This is a genomic window from Bradyrhizobium sp. UFLA06-24 (genome assembly GCF_054967145.1).
In genome coordinates this window covers 92919-117200 of sequence record NZ_JADFUE010000009.1, presented here as the reverse complement: position 1 = coordinate 117200, position 24282 = coordinate 92919, and the positions used below count along the sequence as shown (strand labels likewise).

The window sequence follows — 24282 nt, the reverse complement described above, 5'->3', positions numbered from 1 at the left end:
GCGTCCATGCGCCCCAGCCTGCTCAATCCGCTGTTCGCTCCCGTGACCAGCCTGCCCGGCGTCGGTCCGAAGCAGAACAAGCTGCTGCAATATCTGCTCAGCCGAAGCGAGACGCCGCGGCTGGTGGACCTCTTGCTGCATCTGCCGAGCCAGGTGATCGACCGCCGGGCGCGGCCGAAGATCCGCGACGCGGTCCAGGGAACCATGGTGACGCTGGAGGTCACGGTTGATCGCCACCGCCCGCCTCCGCCGCGCAATTCCCGTGCGCCCTATCTGGTCTATGCGAGCGACGACACCGGCGACGTCGTGCTGACGTTCTTCCGCGCCAAGCCCGGCTATGTCGAAAAGCTGCTGCCTGTGGGTGAGAAGCGCTATGTCTCCGGCACGCTCCAGATGTATGACGGCATTCCGCAGATCGTGCATCCCGACCGCGTGCTGGACGAGGAGGCGATCTCAAAACTCTCAGGGATCGATCCGGTCTATCCGCTGACCGAGGGGCTGGCGCTCGGCTCGCTGCGTCGCGCGATCGCGCAGGCGCTGCACAAATTGCCCGCTTTGCCCGAATGGATCAGCCCGGAGGTGCTGCGCCGCTGCGATTTCCCGCCTGTCGCCGAAGCGCTCCATCGCGTGCACCAGCCGGTCGAGCTCACCGACATCCTGCCCGACCAGCGTTATCGGTCCCGCCTCGCCTTCGACGAGCTGCTCGCCGGCCAGCTGGCGCTCGCGCTGATCCGCGCACAGCTGCGTCGACCGGCCGGGGTGCGCAACGCCGGCGACGGCCATTTGCGCAACAAGATCATCGACGCCCTGCCCTACGCGCTCACGCCCTCGCAGCGTAGCGCGGCGGCTGCCATCGCCGGGGATTTGCAACAACCGGTGCGGATGCTGCGTCTGCTTCAGGGCGATGTCGGCTCCGGCAAGACCGTGGTCGCCCTGCTCGCGGCCGCCGCTGTGGCCGAAGTCGGCAAGCAGGCGGCGCTGATGGCCCCGACCGAGATCCTGGCGCGCCAGCACATCAAGACCATCGCCCCGCTCGCCGAGCGCGCCGGCATGCGGGTTGCGATCCTCACCGGCCGGGAAAAGGGAAAGGAGCGGCGCGAGCTGCTCGCGCAACTCCAAGCCGGCGGGATCGACCTGCTTGTCGGCACTCACGCGCTGATCCAGGATGATGTGGTCTTCCACGACCTCGCGCTCGCCATCGTCGACGAGCAGCACCGTTTTGGGGTGCGTGAGCGGCTGGCGCTGACCTCGAAGGGCGAAGCGGTGGACGTGCTGGTGCTGAGCGCCACCCCGATCCCACGCACGCTGGTGCTGACCTATTTCGGCGACATGGACATCTCCGAGCTGCGCGAAAAGCCGGCCGGCCGCCAGCCGATCGACACCCGCGCCGTTGCCATGAGCCGGCTCGGCGAAGTCATGGACGGTGTCGGGCGCGCACTGGAGTCCGGGAAACTGGTCTACTGGATCTGTCCGTTGGTCGAGGAATCCGAGGCCGAGGGCACCGAGCATCTCACCAACGCGACGAAGCGTTTCGAGAGCCTGCAAAAACGCTTCGGCGACCGCGTCGGGCTCGTGCACGGACAGATGAAGGGCTCCGAGAAGGATCGCGTCATGGGCCGGTTCGCCGCCCACGAGATCGGGCTCCTGGTCGCAACCACCGTGGTCGAGGTCGGCGTCGACGTGCCGGCCGCGACCATCATGGTGATCGAGAACGCCGAGCGCTTTGGCCTCGCCCAGTTGCACCAGCTCCGCGGCCGGATCGGGCGCAGCTCGGAGGCGTCGACCTGCATCCTGCTCTACAGCGAGCCGCTCGGCGAAATGTCGAAGGCGCGGCTGAAGGTGATCCGCGAGACCACCGACGGCTTTCGCATCGCCGAGGAAGACCTGAAGCTGCGAGGCGAAGGCGACGTGCTCGGCGTTCGCCAGAGCGGCCTGCCGGGCTATCGCATCGCGCGCTCGGAGGTGCACGGCCAGCTCGTCACGCAAGCCCGCGACGAAGCGCTGCGCATCATGAAGGACGATCCGAAGCTGAAGGGCGAGCGCGGCGAAGCGCTGCGATGTTTGCTGTATCTCTACGAACGCGACGAGGCGATCCCGCTGATCGGGGCGGGTTAGCTCGCGACCCTTGATCGCCCGACCTCGTAGGCGGCGACATGCGCGCGAGCGAGGTCCAAGAGCGGCGTTTCAATGCCGAGCTTGCGCGCCCGATTGGCCATGTCGCCCAGAATATGCTCCGCCTCCGTGATCGAGCCACGCTCGATATCGCGCAGCATCGAGGCCTTCAGCGGCGAATCCAGGGTGGTGAACAGCTTCCGGTCAAACTCGATGAACGGGGCGCGCGGCTCGAAGCCGCAGGCGGTCGCAATCGCACAGCATTCCGCGAACAGGCGGAAGATGGATTGCTCCCCGTTCGGCACAGCCAGGATGTCTCCGATGCTTGTGCGCATCAGGCAGGTGATCCCGGCAAGCGTCGAGAGCTGGACGAACTTTTCCCACATATCTTGCATGATCGCTTCGCTGGCGCGCACGTCGATCCCGGGGACGTTGAGCAGCGTCTCCAGCCCGACCACACGCTCGCTCAACGAACCGTCGATCTCGCCGAAGACGATGGTTTGATTGGCCATGAACTGAACGACGCGCCCCTCCGGATCGAGCCCGGCGCTGACATTCGCCAATCCGCCAAGGACGCACCCCGCGCCGAAACGCGCAGTCAGAGCGTCGATATGTTTCAACCCGTTGAGGACAGGCAGGATCATCGTGCTCGCACCGACGGCCGGGGCAAACTGGGTCATCGCATCGTCGAGGGAGTAGGATTTCACCCCGACAAGGACGACGTCGAATGGTTCCTTGAGATCGTTCGCCAGCACCATCTTCGGCTGCACGGCAAAGTCGCCATGCGGGCTCACGACCTGCAATCCATTCCGGCGCAATTGCTCTGCGCGCGCGGCCCGCACCAGAAAAGTCACGTTGCCGCCGGCTCGAACCAGACGAGCTCCGTAATAGCCTCCCAGCGCGCCCGCGCCGATCACAAGCACTCTCATTCCAGCTCCTGCGTCATGCTCCCGGACAAGTTCAGCCGGACTGGCGTTTTGACGGCGAAACACCCACTAATCAGGTCTTGGCCTTCGCGGCCTCAGCCGCGAATGCTTTTATCAGCTCGGCATCGGTCGCCTCGCCTTCGACATCCTCGGCGAGGTGCTCGAACCAGCGCGCAAAGCCTTCGTAGATCTGGCTCGCCGGATGATCGGGGCCGAGGAAGCCCGAGATCTCCCGCATCTCCGCGACCCAACGATAGGCCTTCGGAAGCATGTCCGGCAGCGCGATCTCAAGTCGCGCCAGGATGGCAGGCTGGCTCAGCGCGAGCTCGTTGCGCAGCGCCTCTGCGGCTCCCGCCTTCGTCGCCGCGACGACCATGGCCGAGCCGATCCCGGCGAGGCCCTTGACGATGCCCGTATAAGACATTTTCAGCGCGGACGCTGCGCCGACCGGGCCGTCGACGATGCGGACGTCGAGGCCGAAATCCTTCAACACCGCGACGCTCTTGGCGTGCTCGCCTGACACGTAGAAAGCCGGGCTCTTGCCGCCGGGCTGCGGCGGAAAGCCGATGATGCCGCCGTCGACGAACGGGGCTTGCGCCGAGCCGATGATTTCCTCGATCCGGCGTACCGTGTCGACGTTGACGGCATTACAGTCCACGACGACCGGCTTCTTCGCGCGCTTGACGATCAGAGCCGCCAGCCGTTCGGCCAAGGCTTCCGCCTCGCCCGGCGGCACGATCGAGAGAATGATGTCGGACTCCGCGATCGCATCGTCCTCGGCGCCGACCATACCCGCATCCGCCGCCCGTTTCAGCGTCGCCGCGCTGCGTCCCTTCAGCGACGTCAGCACGCGTGCGCCGTTCTCGCTGAGCCGGCGGGCAACCGCGCTGCCCATGGCACCAGGGGCGAGAATCGCAATGGTCTTGGACATCGGGCACTCCGGTTCGAATTCCGAGCGTTGTGCTCAGTTCGACCGGAATATTAGGGTTCAGACTCAATTGATCCAATAGGCGACGATGGCGGCGAGGTGGACGGCAGCCAAGAAGTTTCTGGCGAGTTTGTCGTAGCGAGTTGCGACACGCCTGAAATCCTTGAGGCGACAGAAACAGCGCTCGATGACGTTGCGTCCTTTATAGGCGCGTTTGCTAAAGCTGTGGAGGATGACCCTGTTGGATTTGTTCGGAATGACGGGCTTTGCACCACGATCAACGATTTCGGCGCGAAAGCCGTCGCCGTCGTATCCTTTGTCGCCAATGAGGGCAGACATGGGTGGCGCGAGTTCCAAAAGGGCCGACGCCGCGGCAATATCCGCGTCCTGGCCGGGAGTGAGATGAAATGCGCAAGGTCTGCAATCAGGGTCGCTCAGCGCGTGGATTTTCGTGGTCCGCCCACCGCGCGAGCGGCCGATCGCCTGTTCATGCTCCCCCCTTTTCCGCCGCTCGCCGAGCGATGCGCTTTGATCGAGGTGGAGTCGATGGACAAAGTCACGCCGTCCTTGCCGCAGCGGGCGAGCGCTTCAAAGATCGCCTGCCAATGTCCGCGCTTGGCCCAGCGATTAAAGCGATTGTAGATCGTCGTGTAAGGACCATAGTCGGGCGGACAATCGCGCCAGCGTGCGCCGCACTGAAGCATGTGAATGATACCGCTGATAATGCGTCGATCGTCATCGCGCGCCGGGCCAGTCTGGTTCGTTGGCAGATGCGGCTCAATCTGAGCCCACTGCTTGTCGTTCAGCCAGAACAGCCCCTTGCGCACAGAAATCCCCCACGCCGAATCAATTCGGTGCGAGGGAATCAGAGATCGCTAATTAGGTACAGACCCTAGCAGAGGATGCTGACCCGCGCGTGATCCGCGGCCATCCCGGGCGGGAATAGCCCTACTCCGCCTTCGCAGGCTCGGGCTTGAGCGCGGAGGCGTTGGCAATGCGCGCCGCATTCGCCACGCCCGCAAGCGCGGCGGCCTTCTTCGGGTCGGGCGCCGAACCGGGCTGCACCACGCCGGCCGACATGATCAGCGTCGCGGCATCTTCGGCGCTGAGATCGACCTCGATGATCTTGCTCTTGGGCACGTAGAAGAAGAAGCCGGTGGTCGGGTTCGGCGAGCACGGCAGAAACACCGAGACGTGTTCCTCCTGTCCCGGCAGGCTGCGCGAGATATCTTCATTCGGCGATTGCGAGATCAGCACGATCGACCACATCCCGGGCGATGGAAACTCGACCAGACCCACTTTGCGGAAGCTCGAGCCCTTGCCCGAGAACAGCGTCTCGAACACCTGCTTCAAGCCGCGATAGATCGCGCGCACGGCCGGAATCCGGCCGAGGAAGGTCTCGCCGACATCCACCAGCGTACGGCCGATCAGGTTGGCCGCGAGGAAGCCGACCAGCGTCAGCGTGAAGAATGCGACAATCAGTCCCCAGCCGGGAACGCCGTAAGGAAGATAGGTCTCGGGCCGGTAAGCCAGCGGGACGAATGGCCGCACGACACCGTCGACCCAAGTGACGAACCACCAGACCAGATACAGGGTGATCGCGATCGGACCGGTGACGATCAACCCGGTCAGGAAATAATTGCGGAAACGGCCCATCAGGCCGGTATGCGGTTCCGGGGCGGGATCAAGGGGCGCAGGCGCGTCGTCGCGGGCGGTCATTCGGGTTCCAGGTCGGTCGCTTCGTCCAAGCTAGGGTCTTCTAGCAGGTTTTGGAAGATCACGAAGCGGTCCGGCCCGATCCCCCTTGCCTATTCCACCGTCACGGACTTGGCGAGATTGCGTGGCTGGTCGACGTCGGTCCCCATCACGACAGCGGTATGATAGGCGAGCAGCTGCACAGGTACGGCATAGACCATCGGCGTGAAGGCCGCAGCCATGTCGGGCATGACGATGGTGACGACCGAATCCACCGTCGCCTCCGCGGCACCTTTGGCATCGGTCATCAGGATGATGTTGCCGCCGCGCGCGGCGACCTCCTGCATGTTGGAGACGGTCTTTTCGAACACACGGTCATAGGGCGCGATGACGACCACAGGCATGGTCTCGTCGATCAGCGCGATCGGTCCGTGTTTGAGTTCGCCGGCGGCATAGCCTTCGGCGTGGATGTAGGAGATTTCCTTCAGCTTCAGCGCGCCTTCGAGCGCCAGCGGGAAGCTGGTGCCACGGCCGAGATAAAGCACGTCGCGGGATTTCGAGATCCGGTGCGCGAGCTTCTCGATCTGCGACTCGGTGGTGAGCGCATCCGACATCAAGCGCGGAACCTCGACGAGGCCATGGACCAGCTTGATCTCGTCCGCTTCGGACAATTCGCCTCTGGCCCTGCCGGCCGCAATCGCGAGGTTGGCGAGCACCATGAGCTGGCAGGTGAAGGCCTTGGTCGAGGCGACACCGATCTCGGGACCTGCCAGCGTTTGCAGCACGGTCTCGCTCTCGCGCGCGATCGTCGAGGTCGGTACGTTGACGACGGCAATGGTGTGCGCGCCTTCGGCCTTGGCGTAGCGCAAAGCAGCCAGCGTGTCCGCGGTCTCGCCGGATTGCGAGATGAAGATGGCGAGATCGCCCTTGCGCAGGGGCGCTTCGCGGTAACGGAATTCGGAGGCGACATCGACCTCGACCGGCAGGCGCGCAAAGCGCTCGAACCAGTATTTTGCAACGATGCCGGCGTAGCTCGCGGTGCCGCAGGCCGTGATATTGATGCGCTGGATGTCCTTGAAGTCGAACGGCAGCTTGACCGGCAGCGAAACGCGCTCGGTCGCCATGTCGACATAGCGCGCCAGCGTATGGCCGACCACCTCCGGCTGCTCGTGAATCTCCTTGGCCATGAAGTGCCGATAATTGGCCTTGTCGACCAGCGAGGTGGAAGCGGCGTGCCTGATCTTGTCACGCTCGACGGCCTCTCCGTCCTTGTCGAAGATCGTCGCGCCATCGTGGGTCAGCACGACCCAGTCGCCGTCTTCGAGGTAGCTGATCGTATCGGTGAACGGGCCGAGCGCGATGGCGTCCGAGCCGAGATACATCTCGCCATTGCCATAGCCGATCGCCAGCGGCGGCCCATTGCGAGCGCCGATCATGAGATTGCCGTCGCCGGCGAAGATGAAGCCGAGCGCGAAGGCGCCCCGCAAGCGCACCAGCGTCTGCTTCACCGCTTCGACAGGCTTGCTGCCGCGCGAGAGCAGATCGTCGACGAGATGCAGCACGATCTCGGTATCGGTTTCGGTGTGGAACACCGTTCCCTTCTTCTCGAGCTCCTCGCGCAGCTCTCGGAAATTCTCGATGATGCCGTTGTGAACGACTGCGACGCGCTCGGTCGCATGCGGATGGGCGTTGTTGACGGTCGGTTTGCCGTGGGTGGCCCAGCGGGTGTGACCGATGCCGGTGGTGCCCATCAGCGGTTCCGCCTCCAGCCGCCTCTCCAGATTCTTCAGCTTGCCCTCGGCGCGGCGGCGCTCGATATGCTTGCCTTCAAGCGTAGCGACGCCCGCGGAATCATAGCCGCGATATTCCAGACGTTTGAGCGAATCCACCAATTGCTCTGCAACCGGCTCGCGCCCGAGAATGCCGACAATCCCGCACATGCGGATCAATATCCCCCAAATCGTCGAAAAGTCGCCTAAACGAAGCGTTCGGTTTTTAGCGAAGTTCCCAAGGAACCAGATACTCAATAATTATAACGGATTGCGACAGCGTCTCATGATTGCAATCCCTGGCCTGCGTCGATGTGGCCGGCCTTTAATCGCGCGCATTAACCCGCTGTCAACAAATTTGGCCAACGATTCGCCGCCAGGAGATCACGGCCATGAAAGCCACGTCCGACCGCAAAGGTCTGTCATCGCTCTATCTGCGCGCCAGCGAGACCGAAGGCACGCATTTGGCTCATTGGCCGCCGCCTCAGCGCGGCAAGGAAAACAAGCCCGTCTTCATTAAGCATCCGGAAGGCGAACCTGTGAAGCGCGCCAAGCCGCGCGGCTGGCGGCTGACGCGCGCCATCTTCTCCGAATTCGCGGACGACGAATAGGGCTGCGGCTATTTCTCCGGTTTCTTGCCGCCCGTCTTCATTTCGCGATAGCGCGCCGCACCGCCTTCGCGGATGGTCTGCTGATTGCGTTCCAGCGCCATCGCGTCGTCGGGCACATCGCGCGTGATGACCGAGCCGGAGCCGATATAGGCGCCGTTGCCGATTTTGAGCGGCGCGACCAGAGAGGAATTGGTGCCGATGAAGGCGCCCTGCCCGATCGCCGTCTTGTGCTTCTTGAAGCCATCGTAGTTGCAGGTGATGGTGCCGGCGCCAATGTTGGAATTGGCTCCGACGGTGGCGTCCCCAATGTAGGAGAGGTGGTTGACCTTGACGCCCGCCTCCAGCGTCGCGGCCTTGGTCTCGACGAAATTGCCGATGCGCGCACCGTCGCCGAGCGAGGTGCCGGGTCGAAGCCGCGCATAAGGACCAATTGAGACGTTCTTGCCGAGTGTTGTCTGCACGATGTGCGAAAACGAGTGGATCACGGCGCCGTCGCCAATCGACACGCCCGGGCCGATCACCACGAACGGCTCGATGGTGACGTCCTTGCCGAACACGGTGTCGGCGGCAAGATAGACCGTTTCCGGCGCGATCAGCGTGACGCCGGCCTCCATCGCGGCCATGCGCAACCGCGCCTGCATCACGCTTTCCGCTTCCGCAAGCTGCGCCTTGGTGTTGATGCCGCGCACCTCGTCCTCGCTGGTCTCGATCACCACGGACTCCCATCCCTGTTCGCGGACGATGCCGACTGCATCCGTCAGATAATATTCGCCCTTGGAGTTCGCATTGCCGATCTTGTCCAGGATCGCGAGCGCGCGGCGTCCGTCGATCGCCATGACCCCGGCATTGCACAGATTGATCTTGCGCTCGTCCGCGCTGGCATCGGCCTGCTCGCGGATCGCGACCAGGCGATCGCCCTCGACGATGAAGCGGCCATAGCCGGTCGGATCCGCCGCGCGGAAGCCGAGCGCGGCAAGCGCAGCTCCCTTGGCGAGCGGCGCGCGAAGCCGCGCAAAGGTCTCGGCCGAGATCAGCGGCGTATCGCCGAACGCGATCAGGAGATCATCCACGCCGCGTGCGATCGCCTCGCGCGCTGCCAGCACCGCATGCGCGGTGCCGAGCCGCTCGCTTTGTACGAAGGTGAGCGCGTCGGGCCGAATGCGCTTTGCCTCTTCAGCGACGGCCTGGTGGTCCGGGCCGATCACGACCGCGAGCGCAGTCCCGGTTCCCTGCGGTGCGGCGCCGAGGACGTGGGCAAGCAAGGTCTGGGAAGCTACGGGATGCAGCACCTTCGGCACGCTCGATCGCATGCGCGTACCCTCGCCAGCGGCCAGAACGATCGTGAGACTTGAGCGGGCAGTCATTGCAATCCTGTCAAATATGGCCGAATCGATCGTCGCACCGGCGGGCGGCGGGGCAGTATCGCCCGACCTGTCGCCTTGCTACCCCCGCAAACGCCCGGAATTCAAGTGCGCGCGGGTTTTCCTGTTAATGTTCCTTGATTGATTCGGGGAAGCCAGACAGGGCTGGGCACTCAAGGTTCATGGCAAAGGATTCCGACCCACTGGCGGATGCCTTCGGCGACAAGGAGACCGGCGGGCTGTTCTCCGGACTTTTGGCCGAGGAAGGCTCGTTCGATCGACGCTTGCTGTGGCGGCTGGGCTCGTGGGGCGTGGCCGCGGTCGGCGCCGTGGTGGTGGCCGTGATGGCCAACCAAGCCCAGCTCGGCTGGCGGCGCGACCAGGCCGCCTCCGCCGATCTCGCCCGCCAAGCTGACAGGCTCCAGCAGCTGACCAAGGAAAGCCAGCTCGAAGCGCGCCGGCTCACCTCTGCCATCGAAACGCTGAACGCAGATCGCGACCGGCTCTATGCGCGCGTCACCGTGCTCGAGCAAGGGCTTGATTCCGTCACCGGCACCATCGCAAAGCAGACCGCGACATCGCCACAGACGGCCGAGTCGAAGCCGCAGGACCCCCCCCTCGCGGCCACTCAGCCCTCGGCTCCCGTGCCTGAAGTCGCGCCGGTTGCCTCCACCGCCGCTTCGTTGGTCGACAGGCCGCGTACAACGGCCGGCAAGGAGACCAAGGAAAACGCGAAAGACAATTCGAAAGAGGCTGCCAAAGCTCCGTCAGGCCCGCCGCCGCAGACCGCTGCTGCAGCATCGCTCGTTGCGCAGTCGCCGGTGACGACGTCGGCGCTGCCGATTCTTCCGCTGGTGCCGTCGAAGTCGATCATGGCGCCGCCCGATCCAGCCGCATCGAAGCTGATTCAGCCTGAATCGACCGACAAGGCGACGGAGAAGAAGCCCGAGCCGCCGCCCGCCCCGGCCGAAGTTGCTGCGGTGCCGGCGAAGCCGGCGGACTCCGCTGAGGCTGAACCGCCTGCGATTCCCGTCCAGCAGACGCGCTTTGCGATCGACCTCGGCGGTGCAAATTCGATCGACGGCCTGCGCGCGCTCTGGCGTGGCCTGTCCAAATCCAATCCGGAGATCGCCGCGCTCCGGCCGATCATCATGATCAAGGAAGGCAACACAGGTCTCGGCATGCAGCTCCGCCTCGGCGCCGGTCCGCTGATCAACGCTGCCGCCGCCGCCAAGCTCTGCGCGGGTCTCGCCGAGAGCGATCGCCATTGCGAGACGACGGTGTTCGACGGCCAGCGCCTGTCGATGCGCGGCGGATCGGAGAAGGGGCAAGAAAAATCTCAGGACCGTGTTCAGGAGAAGAACACGGAGAAGACTCCGGACGCGGCACCGCAAGCCGAAACCGCGCCCGTGCCGAGCACAAAACCCGAGAAGCCGCAGCGACGCCACAGCTACTCTTCCAAGCGCTCGTCGAAGCGCGAGGAGCCCGCACCGGCACCTGCGGCACCACCGCCGGCGGCCGCCCCCAAGCCCGAGACGGCCTCGGCGAGTTCGACGATATCGTCATTCTTCAGGCGATAGGGCAACCGCCAGCGGCCCGTGACGGTTGGCGGGGTCAGAAAATCGACTTTGCCGGTTGCTCCTTCCCCCCTTCCCGACCATATTGCCGACATGACAAAAAAGCCGTTCCGCCTTACGCCCTATCAGGTGCAGTTTCTCATCGTCGTCGGTTTCGCCACCGTCGGCTGGGCGCTCTATGTGCGCTATCTCGCGATCGAATTCTCGCAGGTGGCGCTGGCTTGCGATGCCGGCTTGCAGACGATGATCTGCAAGGCGCGCTCGGTGTCGACGTCGCTGTTCAAGAATTCCGTTTTCGGCATCGTCGCGCTGGTCATCGCGATGCTGAACTTGATGCGGCCCTCGATCGTGCTGCTCACGCTTGGCGTGATCGCAGCCGGCCTCGGCATCGTGCTCTACAACATCGTGCTGTCGGGCCTTGCGATCGGGCTGCTCATCCTTGGCTTTGCTCGGCCCGCGCCCGCCACAGCGTGAGCGCGAACAGCAAGTAGATCGCGCAGCTCCACATCGCCTGCCAATTGTCGCGGCCTTCGTTCAAGATCACGTAGGCCGCCGACAGCGCCAGCAGCCCCGCGAACACCGCTTCCGCGATCGGGCGCAGGCCGATCTGGGGACGATTCAGCATCAACAGCGCGAACGGCACCACGGCCATCGTCAGCGAGGCATAGGGGAAGTCGCGGTAGCGCGGATCGAACACGAAGCCGAGCGCGGTCTCGGCCGCGATCACCGCCGTCACCGCCAGGGTCAGGCAAAGCACGGCGGAGAGCTTCGACCATTTCCGGCCCTCGCGCGGGCCGAGCAGGTCGAGGAAGGTGGGAAGACTTCGGCCGATGACGAGCGCCTGCGCGCAGAAGATCGGCGAAAGGATGCCGGCGAGCAGCAGCGCGCCCCATTGCAGCCAGCCGCCCCAGCCGTAGCTCTCGTAGTACATCTTGTCGGCGGCGATCCCCAGCAGGATGCCCGCTGATGTCGCCGAGATGCCGACACCGAGCCAGGCCGAGAAGCGCGGCGTCCAGGGACGGCGGCGCAGCGTGATGCCGGCCACCACGAACACCAGCACGCTGAGGCCCATGCCTAATCCCATGTACCATTTCCAGAGCGGGAAGTTGGTGATCGGCTCGCCGGGCGGATATTTCAACTGGCGCCGCACGGAATCGAGCAGCCCCCAATAGCCGCCGACGGTGCCTTCGAGCCGCCGCTTCCAGGGCTGGTCATAGGCCTCGATCAGGTTGACCCGAAACTTCTGCGCCTTCGCCAGCGCAAGGATCTCCGACACCACGCGCGCCTGGTTGGTTCGGGACGGCAGCGCACTCTCGCGCATGCGGCCTTCGCTCGGCCAGCCGGTCTCGCCGATCAGGATCTCCTTTCCGGGAAACGCCACCGCCATGCGCTCGCGGATCGCCTCGACATGGGCAGAGGCGAATTTCGCCTTCACCGGCATGTCCTCCCAATAAGGCAGGATGTGAATCGTGACGAAGTCGACCGCGTCATAGACCTCGCGGTTCTTCAGCCAATATTCCCAGACATCGGCATAGGTCACGGGGACGGCGACCTGGGCCTTCACCGAACGGATGATCGCGATCAGATCCTGCGTCGTCATCTCTCCGCGCAGCAGCACCTCGTTGCCGACGACGAGGGCGGAGATGGTGTCGGGAAATTCCTTGGTGAGGCGGACCGCCGTCGACACTTGGGCAAAATTTTTGGCGCGGTTGCTGCCGAGCCAGATGCCCTGGATCACCTTCAGCCCGCCGACCTTGGTGGCGACCGCCGGCAGCTGGTCGAGCCCGTTCTCGATCGAATAGGTGCGCACGCAGTCCGTGATTACTTTGAGCTGGCGCAGATCCTGCTCAATCTGGTCGGCCTCGATGTGGGTCGATGGGTCCAGCGGCGTCTGCTCGCCGCGGAACGGCGCATAGGAGACGCATTGAACCTTGTCGTTGGGATCGATGGGCGCACGTGCAAGCGTGATCGGCGTGGCCAGCCACCACCACACGGCAGCAATTGCACCCAGGGAGACGAGCAGGAGCGCCAATGGCGTACGAAGAGAAATTGGTTCCGTCCTCCGCGAAGGAGCCGTCGATTACCTGCTCGTACGCCGTCTGCCAAGGGGGCGCGACGCTCGCCCCCACCATCTTGCCGGCGAATTAACCTGCCGCCCTTCGACCGCGCCGGAGAATGGTGACTTTGCTGGACAAAAATCCAAATACAGGTCATGGCATTCCGCAGGGCATTTCCGCCGCATTGGAGACCCATTTGGACGCCATCACCGACGCGTCCGCGAGGTCCCTTTCCGCGGGCGGACATTGAGAAATTGGGGAATTCATGCGGCGACGGGTGTTCGAGTCACGAAATGCGGTCCTGCGGCAGTTCGCCGCCGCCTTGGCCGTCTCCTCCCTTGTGCTGCTCGCCAGCCTCGGCGGCGCCTCCGCCCAGAGCGGCACCCCGGCTCCCGATCAGGGCAAGGCCGCGGCCCAGCCCGCTGACGCCGCCAAGGAAGCGACCGCCCAGAACCAGCGCCGCACCGATGAATTCGCCGAAGCCGCCCAGGCCATCAACGGCCCGGCGGGCAATCCTGAATGCGTGTGGCTCGGCCGGCGCGTGGTGCGACTGATGTGGCGGGATGACCTCGATACCGCGTTCCGCCATCTCGACCTCTATGACCGCTTCGGCTGCCCGGGCGGCCACATCCAGGCCGCGTTCCGCTGCCTGACCCGCTTCGGTGCCCAGATCGACCCCAAGGTCGCCGAGACCCTCGATAGCCGCGTGCACGCGTGCTGGATCAATCCGGCCGCCCAGCCGCAGCAGGCCGCGGCCGCGGCTTCCCAGCCGACGGCGCCGGCGTCAGGCAATGCGCAGGCCCCGCAGCCGGTCGCGAGCCCGGCCCCGGCGGCAAGCCCGTCGCCCGCGCCCCAGAAATAGTCTCGATCGTTTCAGCCTCCGTTCAGGAACGATCGGCAATAGAGACGGTTGGCACTGCCACGCTTGCAAAATGCCATGCCCTCATAAGGACATGAGGCCATGACAGTTGTGAAACCGCGCGGCAGAGGTATGCTCCATTTGCCGCGGACTTGGTCGGATCTCGGGGTCGGATCCGCTTCCCTGCCCCCTCAGCCCCTTTTGGTTTAGCCGCGATGCGCGTTGTCGCCGCCGTTCTGTTGCTCGTGTCCGTGCTCCACGCCGGCATCTGGGGAGTCCTGCGCGACAAGGAGCCCGCGCCGGACTTCAAGGGCCTGTTGCCGAGCGTTTCCTATGCGCCGTTCGAAGGCTCGGCCCATCCCGATATCGACAACATCCCGACCATCGAAAAAATCCGCTCGGACCTGAAGACGCTGTCGACGATGACGCGCGCGATCCGCCTCTATTCGTCGACGGGCGGTGTGGAACTGGTGCCGCCGATCGCGGCCGAGTTCGGCCTCAAGGTTACCGTCGGCGCCTGGATCGACAAGGACCCTGATCGCAACGAGCGCGAGATCAAGGCCGCGATCGAGCTCGCCCGCAAGAACAGCAATGTCAACGGCGTCGTCGTCGGCAACGAAGTGATCTATCGCGGCGAGCAGAAGGTCGAAGACCTCATCGAGATGATCAAGAAGGTGAAGGGCGCCGTCCGCGTGCCAGTCACCACCGGCGAAATCTGGAACATCTGGCGCGACAATCCGGACCTTGCCTCCAACGTCGACTTCATCGCCGCCCACGTGCTGCCCTACTGGGAAAATTTCCGCTCGGACCAGGCGGTCGACCAAGCCGTCGACCGCTACAACCTGTTGCGCAACCTGTTCCCGGGCAAGCGCATCGTGATCGCCGAGTTCGGCTGGCCAAGCCAGGGCTACAATCTGCGCAACGCCGACCCGGGTCCGTTCCAGCAGGCGCTGACCTTGCGCAACTTCGTCAGCCGCGCCGAAGCGCTCGGCATGGAGTACAACATCGTCGAGGCGATCGATCAGCCCTGGAAGTATTTCGAAGGCGGCGTCGGTCCTTACTGGGGCATCCTCAACGCCAGTCGCGAGCCGAAATTCGCCTGGACCGGTCCGGTCGAGAACCCCGATTACTGGAAGCTGATGGCGATCGCACTGCTGGTCGGCATCCTCCTCTCGCTGCCGATCCTGCGGCTTGAAAAGCCCACCGCGAAGCAGGCCTTCCTGCTGTCGGCGACCGCCAACGGCGTCGGTGCCTGGGCGGCGACCGTGTTCGCGTTCTGGAACAGCCACTATTTCATCTTCGGCTCGGCCTTCGCGCTGACGCTCGGCATGATCCTTCTTGTTCCCCTTGTCCTTATCGCGATGGCGCGCATCGACGAGATCGCGGCCGTCGCCTTCGGCCGGCCGCCGCAGCGCCTGCTTTCCAAGGGCAAGCCGATCCCGAACGTGCCTGACGATTACTACCCCAAGGTCTCCATCCATATCCCGGCATATTTCGAGCCGGTCGAGATGCTGAAGCAGACGCTCGATGCGCTGTCGCGGCTCGACTATCCGAACTACGAATGCGTGGTCATCATCAACAACACGCCGGACCCCGCGTTCTGGCAGCCGATCCAGGACCATTGCCGCGCGCTCGGCGAACGCTTCAAGTTCATCAACGCCGAGAAGGTGCAGGGCTTCAAGGCCGGCGCGCTGCGCATCGCGATGGACCGCACCGCTGTCGACGCCGAGATCATCGGCATCCTCGATGCCGACTATGTCGTCGAGCCCGACTGGCTGAAGGACCTCGTGCCTGCTTTCGCCGATCCCAGCGTCGGCCTGGTGCAGGCGCCGCAGGAACATCGCGACGGCGACCTGTCGATCATGCACTACATCATGAACGGCGAATATGCCGGCTTCTTCGACATCGGCATGGTCCAGCGTAACGAGCTCAACGCCGTCATTGTGCACGGCACGATGTGCCTGATCCGCCGCGCCGCGATGGACATGGCCGGCGGCTGGTCATCCGACACGATCTGCGAGGACTCGGACCTCGGCCTTGCGATCCAGGAGCTCGGCTGGACCACCCATTACACCAATCACCGCTACGGCGCTGGCCTGCTCCCCGACACCTACGAGGCCTTCAAGAAACAGCGTCACCGCTGGGCCTATGGCGGACTGCAGATCGTCAAAAAGCACTGGCGCCGCTTCCTGCCGGGCGCGAGCCGACTTACCCCAGACCAGAAGCGCGAATACGGGCTCGGCTGGCTGAACTGGCTCGGGGCCGAGAGCCTCGGCGTGGTCGTGGCGCTGCTCAACCTCGTCTGGGTGCCGATCGTCGCGTTCGCCGATATCGCCATCCCGGACAAGATTCTGACGCTGCCGATCATCGGCGCCTTCGTCGTCTCGCTTGCGCATTTCCTGTCGATGTATCGCGCCCGCGTTGCGATCAAGCCCGGCCAGATGCTGGGCGCCATGATCGCCGCGATGAGCGTGCAATGGACGGTGTCGCGCGCGGTGGCGCAAGGGCTGATCACCGAGCACATCGCGTTCGCACGCACCTCGAAGGGCGGTCTGTCCCGGATGTCGATCGAATTCCAGGCGTTCTGGGAGGCGGTGATCGGCACCCTGCTCCTGGTCGGCGCCGGCGTGCTGATCGCCTCGAACAGCTTCCGGCAGATCACCGAGATCTATATCTTCGCGGGCGTCCTGGTGCTGCAGAGCCTGCCGTTCCTCGCCGCAGTCGCCATCGCCATCCTCGAGCTCAGCCGCATCAACTCGTTCCAGTTCTGGCGCGACAGCGCCATCCGCACCGCAGAGCTGATCGGCTTGCGCCCGGTCGCGCTGCCGACACCGGGCAATGCCCAGCCGGTGCCGAGCGAGGTGCGGCGGGAGGCGAACTGATCCGGGCCGGCCTCGGGTCCGGCCACGCGGCTCCGCGAGCCGGCGTTTCACAGGCCGATCACTCTTCGGCGTGGATGAACCACGTCAATCGAGTTTAAATTCTCCCGCTAAGTGCCGGCTACGGCGGACAAATCCCGGGCCCTGCCACGATCTGCGGCAACCGCGCCCGCTATTGACCTCAGCGCCCCATCCCCCTACACAGCGCGGGCCGAAAGCATGATCCGGAAACAGCCGGTTTTCCCTGCGACGCAAGCCGAAGCGTAGCGGCAAGACATGCTTCTCGAATGTCCGAAGACGATGGCGATCGACAACAAAGCCATCAGCGGCCATGGGAGCGCGTAGCTCAGCCGGTAGAGCACGTGACTTTTAATCACGGGGTCCTGGGTTCGAGCCCCAGCGCGCTCACCAAGCCGGATCAATGCCTTAAGCGAAATTACGAGCCTGAAGAAGAACCGGCGATCGGGCTCCTCGGATCGAGCGCCGATACGAAGTTTTCCGACGCGGCTTCCGAGACCGATCGGAACCCACCGCGAGCTCGCGCGTTTATGGGCGCTTGAGCAGACCTCAACGCTATTCGCCATTCTTCGGGCGACGAGGCTTGCCACCAAAGGCACTCTAGACGTCCGGGGGGCCCGATGAGCCTCAAGTATGCGTTGAGTTGGGTCGCCGTTGTCCTCGCGCTTTATGTTCCTGCCGCGATATATTCAACTAGGTCATTTGAAGACCCCAGCCCTGCGGGCAAGATTGCTGTGATCCTGCTCCGACCGTATGAGCCGCTCGGCGGTTCTGCCTATCGAGCTAATTTATTGCCAGGTGAGAAGGCTTTGCTTCCACAGCAATCCGATTTGATTGTCTACGAGGAACAGTCACCGCTGCGCCGCGTTTCCGAATTCCTGCGCATCAGCAAAGGTGGCGGCAATTTCGCGATTTGGTCCGATCAGGGCATCGTTTTCTCCAGCCGCGACAACAGCGACCCGAACCGAAATGGACGCAAATATTGGGTCGTTGTGCGGCAAGGCGAGCCTGAAACGGTTGCCGACAACCTGGTCAACTCGCATTGAATCGAAGCCGGGCCCTTTGTCCGGGCTGCGCGCCGGCGTGAACCGACGGCCCGTTCATTATGCAGGGCCGCTCGCATGGCTGAATCACGATATTAGTCCGAATCCGTAGCTCACATAACATTTGATAATGCGGGAACTTTCGGCATTCCTCCTAATCAATTCTGAAAATCCGCCCCGGTGTTGCCTCAGGGGATGGGGGAAACATTGAACCGCGAGATTCGGGAATTCCGCAGGCTGGAGCGTGTTTGTCGCGAGTCCGCTGCGATCACCACGTTGCCGATGGAGCGAGATGCTTTGCTGGTCGTGGCCGAGGATCTGCGTAAAGCGATCGAGGCTCGCGAGCCTGCTCGCCAAGCGAAAGCATAGAGCCCGTCTAGGTGTTCAGTCCCGAGGTCAAGTGGATCGGATCGCGACTGAAGCGGCTTGGCTCGCCAGCCCATGCTTTACAGATGGCCTCGAATGGTGTGAGGCCGCGAAGGCTTTTGAGCCGCTTGGCGAAGTTATAAGCGTCCATGAAGGCGCCTAGGTGGTCTCTCAACTGCCGGTGGGTTTCGTAGTGGTGGCGGCGCACGGTCGCCTCCTTGAGGGTACGATTCATCCGTTCGACCTGACCATTGGTCCAGGGGTGATTGGGCTTGGTGTGGCGATGCTCGATGTTGTGCTCGCGACAGATGCGGTCAAACATGTGCAGACGCCAACGGGGGGTCGGTCCAGATCGACGTGAGGGTTGATCACAGAACTGTACGCCATTGTCGGTGAGGACGGTGTGGATTTTGAAGGGAACTGCTTCGGTCAAGGCCTGCAGGAAGGCCGCGGCGGTCTTGACCGTAGCGACGTCGTGCAGCTGCGCGAAGGCAAACTTCGAGAGCCTGTCCACCGCCACAAAGAGATACAGCTTCCCTTCTTCGGTGCGGACCTCCGCGATGTCGATATGGAAGTAGCCGATCGGATAGGCCTCGAACTTCTTTCTGGACGGTCTGTCGCCCGCGACGTCGGGCAGCCTGCTGATGCCATGGCGCTGCAAACAGCGATGCAGCGAGGAGCGCGTCAGGTGCGGAATGGTGGCCTGCAAGGCAAATAGGCAGTCGTCCAGTGGCAGGAGCGTATGTCGCCGAAATGCAACGACCACCGCCTCCTCTTCGGTCGAAAGAACGGTCGAGCGTGGGGCCTTCGGCCCCATGGGCGCATCGTGGACGAAGCTGCGCTTGCGCCACTTGGCTACGGTCTTTTGGTTCAGGCCGTACTGGACCGCTAGGTCTTTGAGCGGAGCCTTCGATCGCTGTATCGCAGTTCGGATGGCATACGTTGTCGTGGCGCTGCCGTGGAGTACCTGTCCCATAATCCCTCCCGGAATACGGGATCAGATTGACTGATTCCCCCACACTCCGGGACTAAACACCTAGGGGCTCTCCGATGACAACGGGCTCAGAGAGCCCCTCCCCGCCCCATCATCGCTTGCCAGAGCGCGCCCATCAAAGCCGCTCTGTGACTTCACGTCCCCACTCAGCCGGACAGTTCGCCCCGCGGCCAAGCGCAGCTGTGTTCACTTTTGAACAATGCGGCTGCGCGACGCTCATGCCGCTTCTCCTGATTTTGCTCGCCGCTCCAACAAAAGCTGTTTGGCACTGCGAATTCTCTTTTGGGTTGATCCATCGTACTTCGACGCTGTGCTTCTGCTGCAAAAAACAAGAGCAGTCGTGACATCGACAGGGCGCAACCGCGCGATGGTGCAGCGCGTGATCCCGTTCATTTCCAGTACGTAGTTTTCCCTAATCTTTGTTTCTAACTTGACACGTTCACGAACATGACCGGGCCGAATGGCTTCACCGGACCGGTTCACTTCGGGGGCACGGCCGGTTTCGACGGGACGGTGGGAGCCCTGCAATCGGAGGCGCGGGTCGACAATTCGGGCGGAAATGCAACCCTTCAAGTCGACGTCAACGGAGACGGCGTGATGGATTCAAACGATGTGGAGATCCATCTGACCAATTACGTGGGAACACTGCACGATTCGAACTTCATCCTGGCTTAGAGGCACGAACGCCGACTGGCTGCAAGGCCGGTCTGTTCCTTCAAATGCGGAGCGGAGAGCGCGACAGCGATCCGCTCCGCGCTCACGCGGACATCTCGCAGCGTTTGGCTAGAAGTGCCTTCAGCTTTCCGGGGCTGGCACGGTCGCCGGCGCACTCAGCGGGGCCCCGCCAATCGAAACCGGCCCAACGGATTTCGGCTCGCGAAGCATCCGCTTGCGCAACGCTGCGGGCAATCCATAGCGCGCATGCGCCCTGCGGATGGACGACGTGAGGTCCGAGGTCATCGCACTTTGCAGCGAGTCGATCTTGGCGATCAGCGTCGAAAGCTGCGGCGATATCCTCTTCACATCGCTCCGTTCGTCCGTAATGCTCTGCCGGAGAGAGACGAGGACCGTTGAATCCTGCTGCCGCAGAGCCGTGTTCTGCTGCAAGGAGGCATTGATCTCTTGCAGCGCAGCGGCCTGCTGCTGCTGGGCCGACTGGATCTCCCTGAGGGCGGCGACGACGGGATCCGGTTTCGGCGAGGAGTTTTCCTGGTACGGAAACAGCGCAGCCAAGCTGCTGATGGCAGGCGATGGAAGATCAAACGGCGAAGTATAAATGGCCGCCGCGCCGTTGATGGCCAAGGCACATACCGAGAATACAAGGACCGATTTTCGGCTGGACTGCCTGGCAGGTGCTGGAGCTTCCGCCGCTTCGGGCTCGGTTTCGGACGCTGCGGCGGCAAGTGCTGCGGCATCGAGGTGTTCGGCAAAGCACAGGGTGTCGGACGTCGTGGCCATCTGCATTGACCTCATGAGCGAGCAAAAGGAGGCCGTCGCCGGAACGTCTTCGCGACGCCTCCTTTACGCAGCACTCACTTACACAACTGCCTCAAATTGTGAGCATTTCGGATTAATTCCACGTTAGCGACGCGGCCGGCGTGCCTGCCCGGCCACTCCGGCCGATTACGGGGCCGGACGACGGTGCCCGCGGCGCTGCATCTGTCCCCTGCTCCATACCCCTGCGCGAAAAAGCCACGAGACAGCGCGTGAGAAAGGTGTAGGATTCACCAAAACAGGAGGAGCGGCATGTTTGAAATCACCGGTTTCGACACGGCAGGCGTCGTCAACCTCAAGCGGGAATCGCTTGCCGCTGCCCTCAAGAAGGCCAGGGAACTGATCCAAGACGGGTGCCGCGACGTTCAGATCGTTGATCCCAATGGCCGGGTCTACACCTCTTTCGAGGAGCAGGCAGCCTAGCGCCCGATCCGCTTCCACCGAACGCATCGTTGAGCCGCCCGCAACCGGGCGCTAGGATGAGCCTTTTCAGGAGGCTCATTTGAAACAGGCTTTTTTCATTGCAGCCATCGCGCTGCTTGCCGGCGGGCCCGCCCGAACCCAGGCTCTGGTCGATCCCAGCAAGGTTGCACCCGAATACCGGGACGCAGCCGAAAAACGCCGCGCCGAGCAGATCCGTCAGCGCGAATGCGCCCTGAAAGCGGACCTCGAAAAGGTGCTGCCGCGAGATCGGACCGCCTATCTGAATCGTTGCCTGGAAGCCATGGCCGCCAAACAATAGGGGCCCCCGCGCACCTGCACGCAGTGCGTGCGATCAGGCCCGCAACCGGCGTTGAGGCTTTCTTCAGACATTCGGCTCACCGTGGCCGCCGATTTCCAATGATCATTTGTCGGCGTCATGAATTCCGTCCAGATCCAGTGCACGCGCTGCAAAACGATGTTTCGCGATCGCGCGGGACGGTTGCAGGACGGCTATTCCAGACAGTGTCCTTGTTGCGAGGTGGTGCTGTTCTTCGCAGACGACGCGCAGCATCCCTTCATCAAGCGCGCGATGCGAAGCGCGCGGCAAGTCCGGAAAGAGCTGCGCGAGGCTGAAGCGGCGAAGCTTGCTGCTCCACAGGAAGAGCGTGCGGCGCCGAGGTCACGATCGTCGATCAGTCGTGCGCGGGTCCAGGGCCGAACCGAGTAGCGCCCCACCGCTCAGGTCGCTTCGATCCAGATTCCGGCGTCGGAATGAGCGCGGATGTGCTCGACCAGAAAATCCGAGAATACCCTGATCTTGGCCGGCAACCGGACGCGGTTCTGGTAGGCCACGTTCATCGTGAGCAGCGGCAATTCCCAGTCCGTCAATACAGGCACGAGCTTGCCGGCCTTTATGTCGCCCTGAACGATGTAGAGCGGCTGGATCAGGATGCCGAGCCCAGCGCGGGCGGCGCCGCAGATGATCTGGCCGTCATTGCTGTCGAGCGTCGGCGCGATGCGCACGGTTTGCGTCGTGCTGCCCTTGCTCAGCCGCAATGAATATGGATCGTTGGCGAGGTTGTAGACCAGCATGTCATGGCGCGCGAGATCGGCGGGATGTTCGGGGATACCGCGCGCCGCGAGATAGGACGGCGCGGCTGCCAGCACACGGCGCATCTGCCCTATGCGGCGGATGATGATGTTGGAGTCAGGCTCCTGCTCGCGCGTACGGATCGCGACGTCGATGCCAGCCTCGATGAAGTCGGGATAGCGGTTGGCGGCGATGATCTGGACGTCGAGCTTCGGATAGAGCCTGCGAAACGCCGGCAGCATCGGCGCCATGTAGATCATCGCAAATGACAGCGAGCTCGTGACGCGCAGCATGCCCTTGGGCGAGAGCGCGCGATCGCTGACGGCATCCTCGGCCTCGGCCAGCTCGTTCAAGAGCGTGCTGCAACGTTGCAAGAGCTCCTGCCCGGCCTCGGTCAGCCACTGACGGCGGGTGTTGCGCTCAATCAGACGGACCGCGAGCCGCTCCTCCAGCGCGCTGAGATGCCGGCTCGCAGCGGCATTCGACATCCGCAAGAGCTCGGCGGCCTTGGAAAGGCTGCCAAGCTCAGCCGTCCTGGAGAACACCTCAAGCTGGAGAAGCCGATCCATTCTTCCTTATACCGGAAAAGAGACTTACGATTTTTGACCTTTATTTCCGCTTTCTGCAAGGCAAAATGGCCGCAACAAACAAGATTGCAGGCGAGGAATTCAGGGAAATGTCGGGTCCGATCAAGCACATCGTGATGTGGCGGCTGCGCGGCGAGACGGCCGCGGAGCGCTCGGCGGCCCGCACCAAGGTCAAGACCTTGTTCGAAGGCCTCAAGGGCCGGATCGATGGTCTCACCCATATCGAGGTCGGCGAGGACATCAGTGATGTCGACTATGCCTGCGACGTTGTCCTCGTCTCCGAGTTTACCGACAGCAACGCCCTCAAGGCCTACGCCACCCATCCGGAGCATCTGCGTGTCAGGGAGCAGCTCGGCGACTTGCGCATCGGACGTTTCCAGGTCGATTATCCCGTCAAAGAGACCGGCGCATGATCGGTTCGTTCACCTTTGAAAACCTGCCCTGCCGCGTCGTGTTCGGCAGCGGAACTCTGGGCGCGGCCAAAATCGAGATCGAGCGCCTCAATGGCAAGCGCGCGCTGGTGCTGACGACGCCGCAGCAGGAAGCGCAGGGCAAGGCGCTCGGCGCCGCACTCGGCCCGCTCTATGCCGGCCTCTTCGCCGGCGCGACGATGCACACGCCGGTCGAGGTGACCGAGCGCGCGATCGCGGCGATGAAGGCCTGCGAAGCCGACTGCGTGGTTGCGCTCGGCGGCGGCTCGACGACCGGCCTTGGCAAGGCGCTGGCCTTACGCACCGGTGTCAACCAGCTCTGCATTCCCACGACCTATGCCGGCTCGGAGATGACCCCGATCCTCGGCCAGACCGAGAACGGGCTGAAGACCACGGTGCGTGACGTCGCTGTGCTGCCAGAGACCGTGATCTATGACGTCGACCTGACGATGACGCTGCCGGTGGGCCTCACTGCCACGTCAGGCATCAACGCCATCGCGCATGCGGTGGAAGCGCTTTATGCGCGCGACACCAACCCTGTCACGTCGCTCATGGCCGAGGAAGGCATCCGCGCACTGGCGCGTGCCCTGCCCGCGATCGCGGCCAAGCCCGACGATCGCGCCGCGCGCAGCGAGGCCCTTTACGGCGCCTGGCTGTGCGGCGTGTGCCTCGGCACCGTCGGCATGGCCCTGCATCACAAGCTCTGTCACACGCTCGGCGGCACGTTCGATCTGCCGCATGCGGAGACGCACACGATCGTGCTGCCGCATGCGCTGGCCTACAACGCGCCCGCGGTGCCAGAAGCGATGGCGCGGATCGCGCGCGCCATCGGTGCGACCGGTGCGTCGCGGGGCCTTTTCGATCTCGCCAAACGACTGGGCGCGAAAGTCGCGCTGCGTGACATCGGCATGCCCGAGAGCGGCATCGACAAGGCGGCCGACCTCGCCGTAACCAACGCATACTGGAATCCGCGACCGCTCGAGCGCGCCGCCATCCGCGACCTCATCGCGCGGGCCTGGGCCGGCGAACCGCCGGTCGCCGCCACCAGAGCTGCGGCGTGAC

The 24282-nt window shown here is 63.7% G+C and carries 23 protein-coding genes, 1 tRNA gene and 1 pseudogene; 14 read left to right on the top strand and 11 right to left on the bottom strand.

The window, feature by feature from the left end; all coding sequences use genetic code 11:
- Positions 1-6: 6 nt before the first annotated feature.
- Positions 7-2115 carry an ATP-dependent DNA helicase RecG gene (recG, locus tag IF809_RS10580; protein ID WP_462837543.1) on the top strand — a complete coding sequence of 703 codons (2109 nt, stop codon included), beginning with the start codon at positions 7-9 and terminating at the stop codon, positions 2113-2115.
- Here the strand turns inward: recG and panE are convergent.
- The 5 genes and pseudogenes from panE to glmS all read right to left on the bottom strand — a co-directional run bounded on the left by panE (position 2112) and on the right by glmS (position 7601).
- Positions 2112-3041 carry a 2-dehydropantoate 2-reductase gene (gene panE / locus IF809_RS10575; protein WP_462837542.1) on the bottom strand — a complete coding sequence of 310 codons (930 nt, stop codon included), beginning with the start codon at positions 3039-3041 and terminating at the stop codon, positions 2112-2114. The genes recG and panE overlap by 4 nt on opposite strands.
- A gap of 70 nt (positions 3042-3111) precedes the next feature.
- Entirely contained in the window at positions 3112-3969 is an 858-nt protein-coding gene (locus IF809_RS10570) for an NAD(P)-dependent oxidoreductase (protein WP_462837541.1), read from the bottom strand.
- A gap of 63 nt (positions 3970-4032) precedes the next feature.
- Positions 4033-4793, bottom strand: a pseudogene (locus IF809_RS10565) (IS5 family transposase).
- 121 nt (positions 4794-4914) lie between these two features.
- On the bottom strand, positions 4915-5685 hold the full coding sequence (locus IF809_RS10560) for a DUF502 domain-containing protein (protein WP_462837540.1): 771 nt from the start codon (positions 5683-5685) through the stop codon (positions 4915-4917).
- An 89-nt stretch (positions 5686-5774) separates the two neighbouring features.
- Entirely contained in the window at positions 5775-7601 is a 1827-nt protein-coding gene (glmS, locus tag IF809_RS10555) for a glutamine--fructose-6-phosphate transaminase (isomerizing) (protein WP_462837539.1), read from the bottom strand.
- 221 nt (positions 7602-7822) lie between these two features.
- On the opposite strand from glmS, the gene IF809_RS10550 reads away from it, so the two are divergent.
- Entirely contained in the window at positions 7823-8041 is a 219-nt protein-coding gene (locus IF809_RS10550) for a hypothetical protein (protein WP_128966322.1), read from the top strand.
- An 8-nt stretch (positions 8042-8049) separates the two neighbouring features.
- On the opposite strand, the gene glmU is transcribed toward IF809_RS10550, so the two are convergent.
- The gene (gene glmU / locus IF809_RS10545) at positions 8050-9405 is read right to left on the bottom strand and encodes a bifunctional UDP-N-acetylglucosamine diphosphorylase/glucosamine-1-phosphate N-acetyltransferase GlmU (protein WP_462837538.1); all 1356 of its coding nucleotides are present in this window, start codon (positions 9403-9405) and stop codon (positions 8050-8052) included.
- Positions 9406-9584: 179 nt separating this feature from the next.
- Between glmU and IF809_RS10540 the strand changes: the two genes are divergently transcribed.
- Positions 9585-10982 carry a hypothetical protein gene (locus IF809_RS10540; protein ID WP_462837537.1) on the top strand — a complete coding sequence of 466 codons (1398 nt, stop codon included), beginning with the start codon at positions 9585-9587 and terminating at the stop codon, positions 10980-10982.
- Positions 10983-11072: 90 nt separating this feature from the next.
- A complete protein-coding gene (locus IF809_RS10535) occupies positions 11073-11453 on the top strand; it encodes a hypothetical protein (protein WP_462837536.1) in 381 nt (126 codons plus the stop codon).
- Here the strand turns inward: IF809_RS10535 and IF809_RS10530 are convergent.
- Positions 11413-12972, bottom strand: coding sequence for a glycoside hydrolase family 17 protein (locus tag IF809_RS10530; RefSeq protein ID WP_462837577.1), 1560 nt, complete (start codon positions 12970-12972; stop codon positions 11413-11415). The genes IF809_RS10535 and IF809_RS10530 overlap by 41 nt on opposite strands.
- Before the next feature lie 329 nt (positions 12973-13301).
- Between IF809_RS10530 and IF809_RS10525 the strand changes: the two genes are divergently transcribed.
- The 5 genes from IF809_RS10525 (at position 13302) to IF809_RS10505 (ending at position 18204) form a co-directional block, all read left to right on the top strand.
- On the top strand, positions 13302-13898 hold the full coding sequence (locus tag IF809_RS10525; RefSeq protein WP_462837535.1) for a beta-1-3, beta-1-6-glucan biosynthesis protein: 597 nt from the start codon (positions 13302-13304) through the stop codon (positions 13896-13898).
- 212 nt (positions 13899-14110) lie between these two features.
- Entirely contained in the window at positions 14111-16777 is a 2667-nt protein-coding gene (locus IF809_RS10520; protein WP_462837534.1) for a glycosyltransferase, read from the top strand.
- 332 nt (positions 16778-17109) lie between these two features.
- A tRNA-Lys gene (locus IF809_RS10515) sits at positions 17110-17185 on the top strand.
- Between the two features lie 227 nt (positions 17186-17412).
- A complete protein-coding gene (locus IF809_RS10510) occupies positions 17413-17838 on the top strand; it encodes a hypothetical protein (protein WP_462837533.1) in 426 nt (141 codons plus the stop codon).
- 204 nt (positions 17839-18042) lie between these two features.
- Positions 18043-18204, top strand: coding sequence for a hypothetical protein (locus IF809_RS10505; RefSeq protein WP_462837532.1), 162 nt, complete (start codon positions 18043-18045; stop codon positions 18202-18204).
- 7 nt (positions 18205-18211) lie between these two features.
- Here IF809_RS10505 and IF809_RS10500 read toward each other — a convergent pair whose 3' ends face one another.
- Complete coding sequence (locus tag IF809_RS10500) at positions 18212-19177, bottom strand: IS481 family transposase (protein ID WP_462837531.1); 966 nt, start codon at positions 19175-19177, stop codon at positions 18212-18214.
- 465 nt (positions 19178-19642) lie between these two features.
- On the opposite strand from IF809_RS10500, the gene IF809_RS10495 reads away from it, so the two are divergent.
- Positions 19643-19870 (top strand): hypothetical protein, encoded by a 228-nt coding sequence (locus IF809_RS10495; RefSeq protein ID WP_462837530.1) that lies wholly within the window; start codon positions 19643-19645, stop codon positions 19868-19870.
- A gap of 120 nt (positions 19871-19990) precedes the next feature.
- Here IF809_RS10495 and IF809_RS10490 read toward each other — a convergent pair whose 3' ends face one another.
- Complete coding sequence (locus tag IF809_RS10490; RefSeq protein ID WP_462837529.1) at positions 19991-20659, bottom strand: hypothetical protein; 669 nt, start codon at positions 20657-20659, stop codon at positions 19991-19993.
- A gap of 282 nt (positions 20660-20941) precedes the next feature.
- On the opposite strand from IF809_RS10490, the gene IF809_RS10485 reads away from it, so the two are divergent.
- Both IF809_RS10485 and IF809_RS10480 read left to right on the top strand, forming a co-directional pair.
- Complete coding sequence (locus IF809_RS10485; protein ID WP_164933852.1) at positions 20942-21112, top strand: hypothetical protein; 171 nt, start codon at positions 20942-20944, stop codon at positions 21110-21112.
- Positions 21113-21191: 79 nt separating this feature from the next.
- A complete protein-coding gene (locus IF809_RS10480) occupies positions 21192-21431 on the top strand; it encodes a hypothetical protein (protein ID WP_462837528.1) in 240 nt (79 codons plus the stop codon).
- Between the two features lie 102 nt (positions 21432-21533).
- Here IF809_RS10480 and IF809_RS10475 read toward each other — a convergent pair whose 3' ends face one another.
- A complete protein-coding gene (locus tag IF809_RS10475) occupies positions 21534-21683 on the bottom strand; it encodes a hypothetical protein (protein WP_462837527.1) in 150 nt (49 codons plus the stop codon).
- Between the two features lie 167 nt (positions 21684-21850).
- Positions 21851-22771, bottom strand: coding sequence for a LysR family transcriptional regulator (locus IF809_RS10470; protein ID WP_128966334.1), 921 nt, complete (start codon positions 22769-22771; stop codon positions 21851-21853).
- Between the two features lie 107 nt (positions 22772-22878).
- On the opposite strand from IF809_RS10470, the gene IF809_RS10465 reads away from it, so the two are divergent.
- Positions 22879-23202 carry a Dabb family protein gene (locus IF809_RS10465; RefSeq protein ID WP_462837576.1) on the top strand — a complete coding sequence of 108 codons (324 nt, stop codon included), beginning with the start codon at positions 22879-22881 and terminating at the stop codon, positions 23200-23202.
- A complete protein-coding gene (locus tag IF809_RS10460; RefSeq protein ID WP_462837526.1) occupies positions 23199-24281 on the top strand; it encodes a maleylacetate reductase in 1083 nt (360 codons plus the stop codon). The genes IF809_RS10465 and IF809_RS10460 overlap by 4 nt, the downstream gene beginning before the upstream one ends.
- The last annotated feature ends 1 nt before the right edge of the window (position 24282 follow it).

Bases quoted from the DNA above. Each gene is read 5' to 3' on its own strand.
- recG (WP_462837543.1), top strand. From the start codon at position 7: ATGCGCCCCAGCCTGCTCAATCCGCTGTTCGCTCCCGTGACCAGCCTG.
- panE (WP_462837542.1), bottom strand. From the start codon at position 3,041: ATGAGAGTGCTTGTGATCGGCGCGGGCGCGCTGGGAGGCTATTACGGA.
- IF809_RS10570 (WP_462837541.1), bottom strand. From the start codon at position 3,969: ATGTCCAAGACCATTGCGATTCTCGCCCCTGGTGCCATGGGCAGCGCG.
- IF809_RS10560 (WP_462837540.1), bottom strand. From the start codon at position 5,685: ATGACCGCCCGCGACGACGCGCCTGCGCCCCTTGATCCCGCCCCGGAA.
- glmS (WP_462837539.1), bottom strand. From the start codon at position 7,601: ATGTGCGGGATTGTCGGCATTCTCGGGCGCGAGCCGGTTGCAGAGCAA.
- IF809_RS10550 (WP_128966322.1), top strand. From the start codon at position 7,823: ATGAAAGCCACGTCCGACCGCAAAGGTCTGTCATCGCTCTATCTGCGC.
- glmU (WP_462837538.1), bottom strand. From the start codon at position 9,405: ATGACTGCCCGCTCAAGTCTCACGATCGTTCTGGCCGCTGGCGAGGGT.
- IF809_RS10540 (WP_462837537.1), top strand. From the start codon at position 9,585: ATGGCAAAGGATTCCGACCCACTGGCGGATGCCTTCGGCGACAAGGAG.
- IF809_RS10535 (WP_462837536.1), top strand. From the start codon at position 11,073: ATGACAAAAAAGCCGTTCCGCCTTACGCCCTATCAGGTGCAGTTTCTC.
- IF809_RS10525 (WP_462837535.1), top strand. From the start codon at position 13,302: ATGCGGCGACGGGTGTTCGAGTCACGAAATGCGGTCCTGCGGCAGTTC.
- IF809_RS10520 (WP_462837534.1), top strand. From the start codon at position 14,111: ATGCGCGTTGTCGCCGCCGTTCTGTTGCTCGTGTCCGTGCTCCACGCC.
- IF809_RS10510 (WP_462837533.1), top strand. From the start codon at position 17,413: ATGAGCCTCAAGTATGCGTTGAGTTGGGTCGCCGTTGTCCTCGCGCTT.
- IF809_RS10500 (WP_462837531.1), bottom strand. From the start codon at position 19,177: ATGGGACAGGTACTCCACGGCAGCGCCACGACAACGTATGCCATCCGA.
- IF809_RS10495 (WP_462837530.1), top strand. From the start codon at position 19,643: ATGACCGGGCCGAATGGCTTCACCGGACCGGTTCACTTCGGGGGCACG.
- IF809_RS10490 (WP_462837529.1), bottom strand. From the start codon at position 20,659: ATGCAGATGGCCACGACGTCCGACACCCTGTGCTTTGCCGAACACCTC.
- IF809_RS10485 (WP_164933852.1), top strand. From the start codon at position 20,942: ATGTTTGAAATCACCGGTTTCGACACGGCAGGCGTCGTCAACCTCAAG.
- IF809_RS10475 (WP_462837527.1), bottom strand. From the start codon at position 21,683: ATGCTGCGCGTCGTCTGCGAAGAACAGCACCACCTCGCAACAAGGACA.
- IF809_RS10470 (WP_128966334.1), bottom strand. From the start codon at position 22,771: ATGGATCGGCTTCTCCAGCTTGAGGTGTTCTCCAGGACGGCTGAGCTT.
- IF809_RS10465 (WP_462837576.1), top strand. From the start codon at position 22,879: ATGTCGGGTCCGATCAAGCACATCGTGATGTGGCGGCTGCGCGGCGAG.
- IF809_RS10460 (WP_462837526.1), top strand. From the start codon at position 23,199: ATGATCGGTTCGTTCACCTTTGAAAACCTGCCCTGCCGCGTCGTGTTC.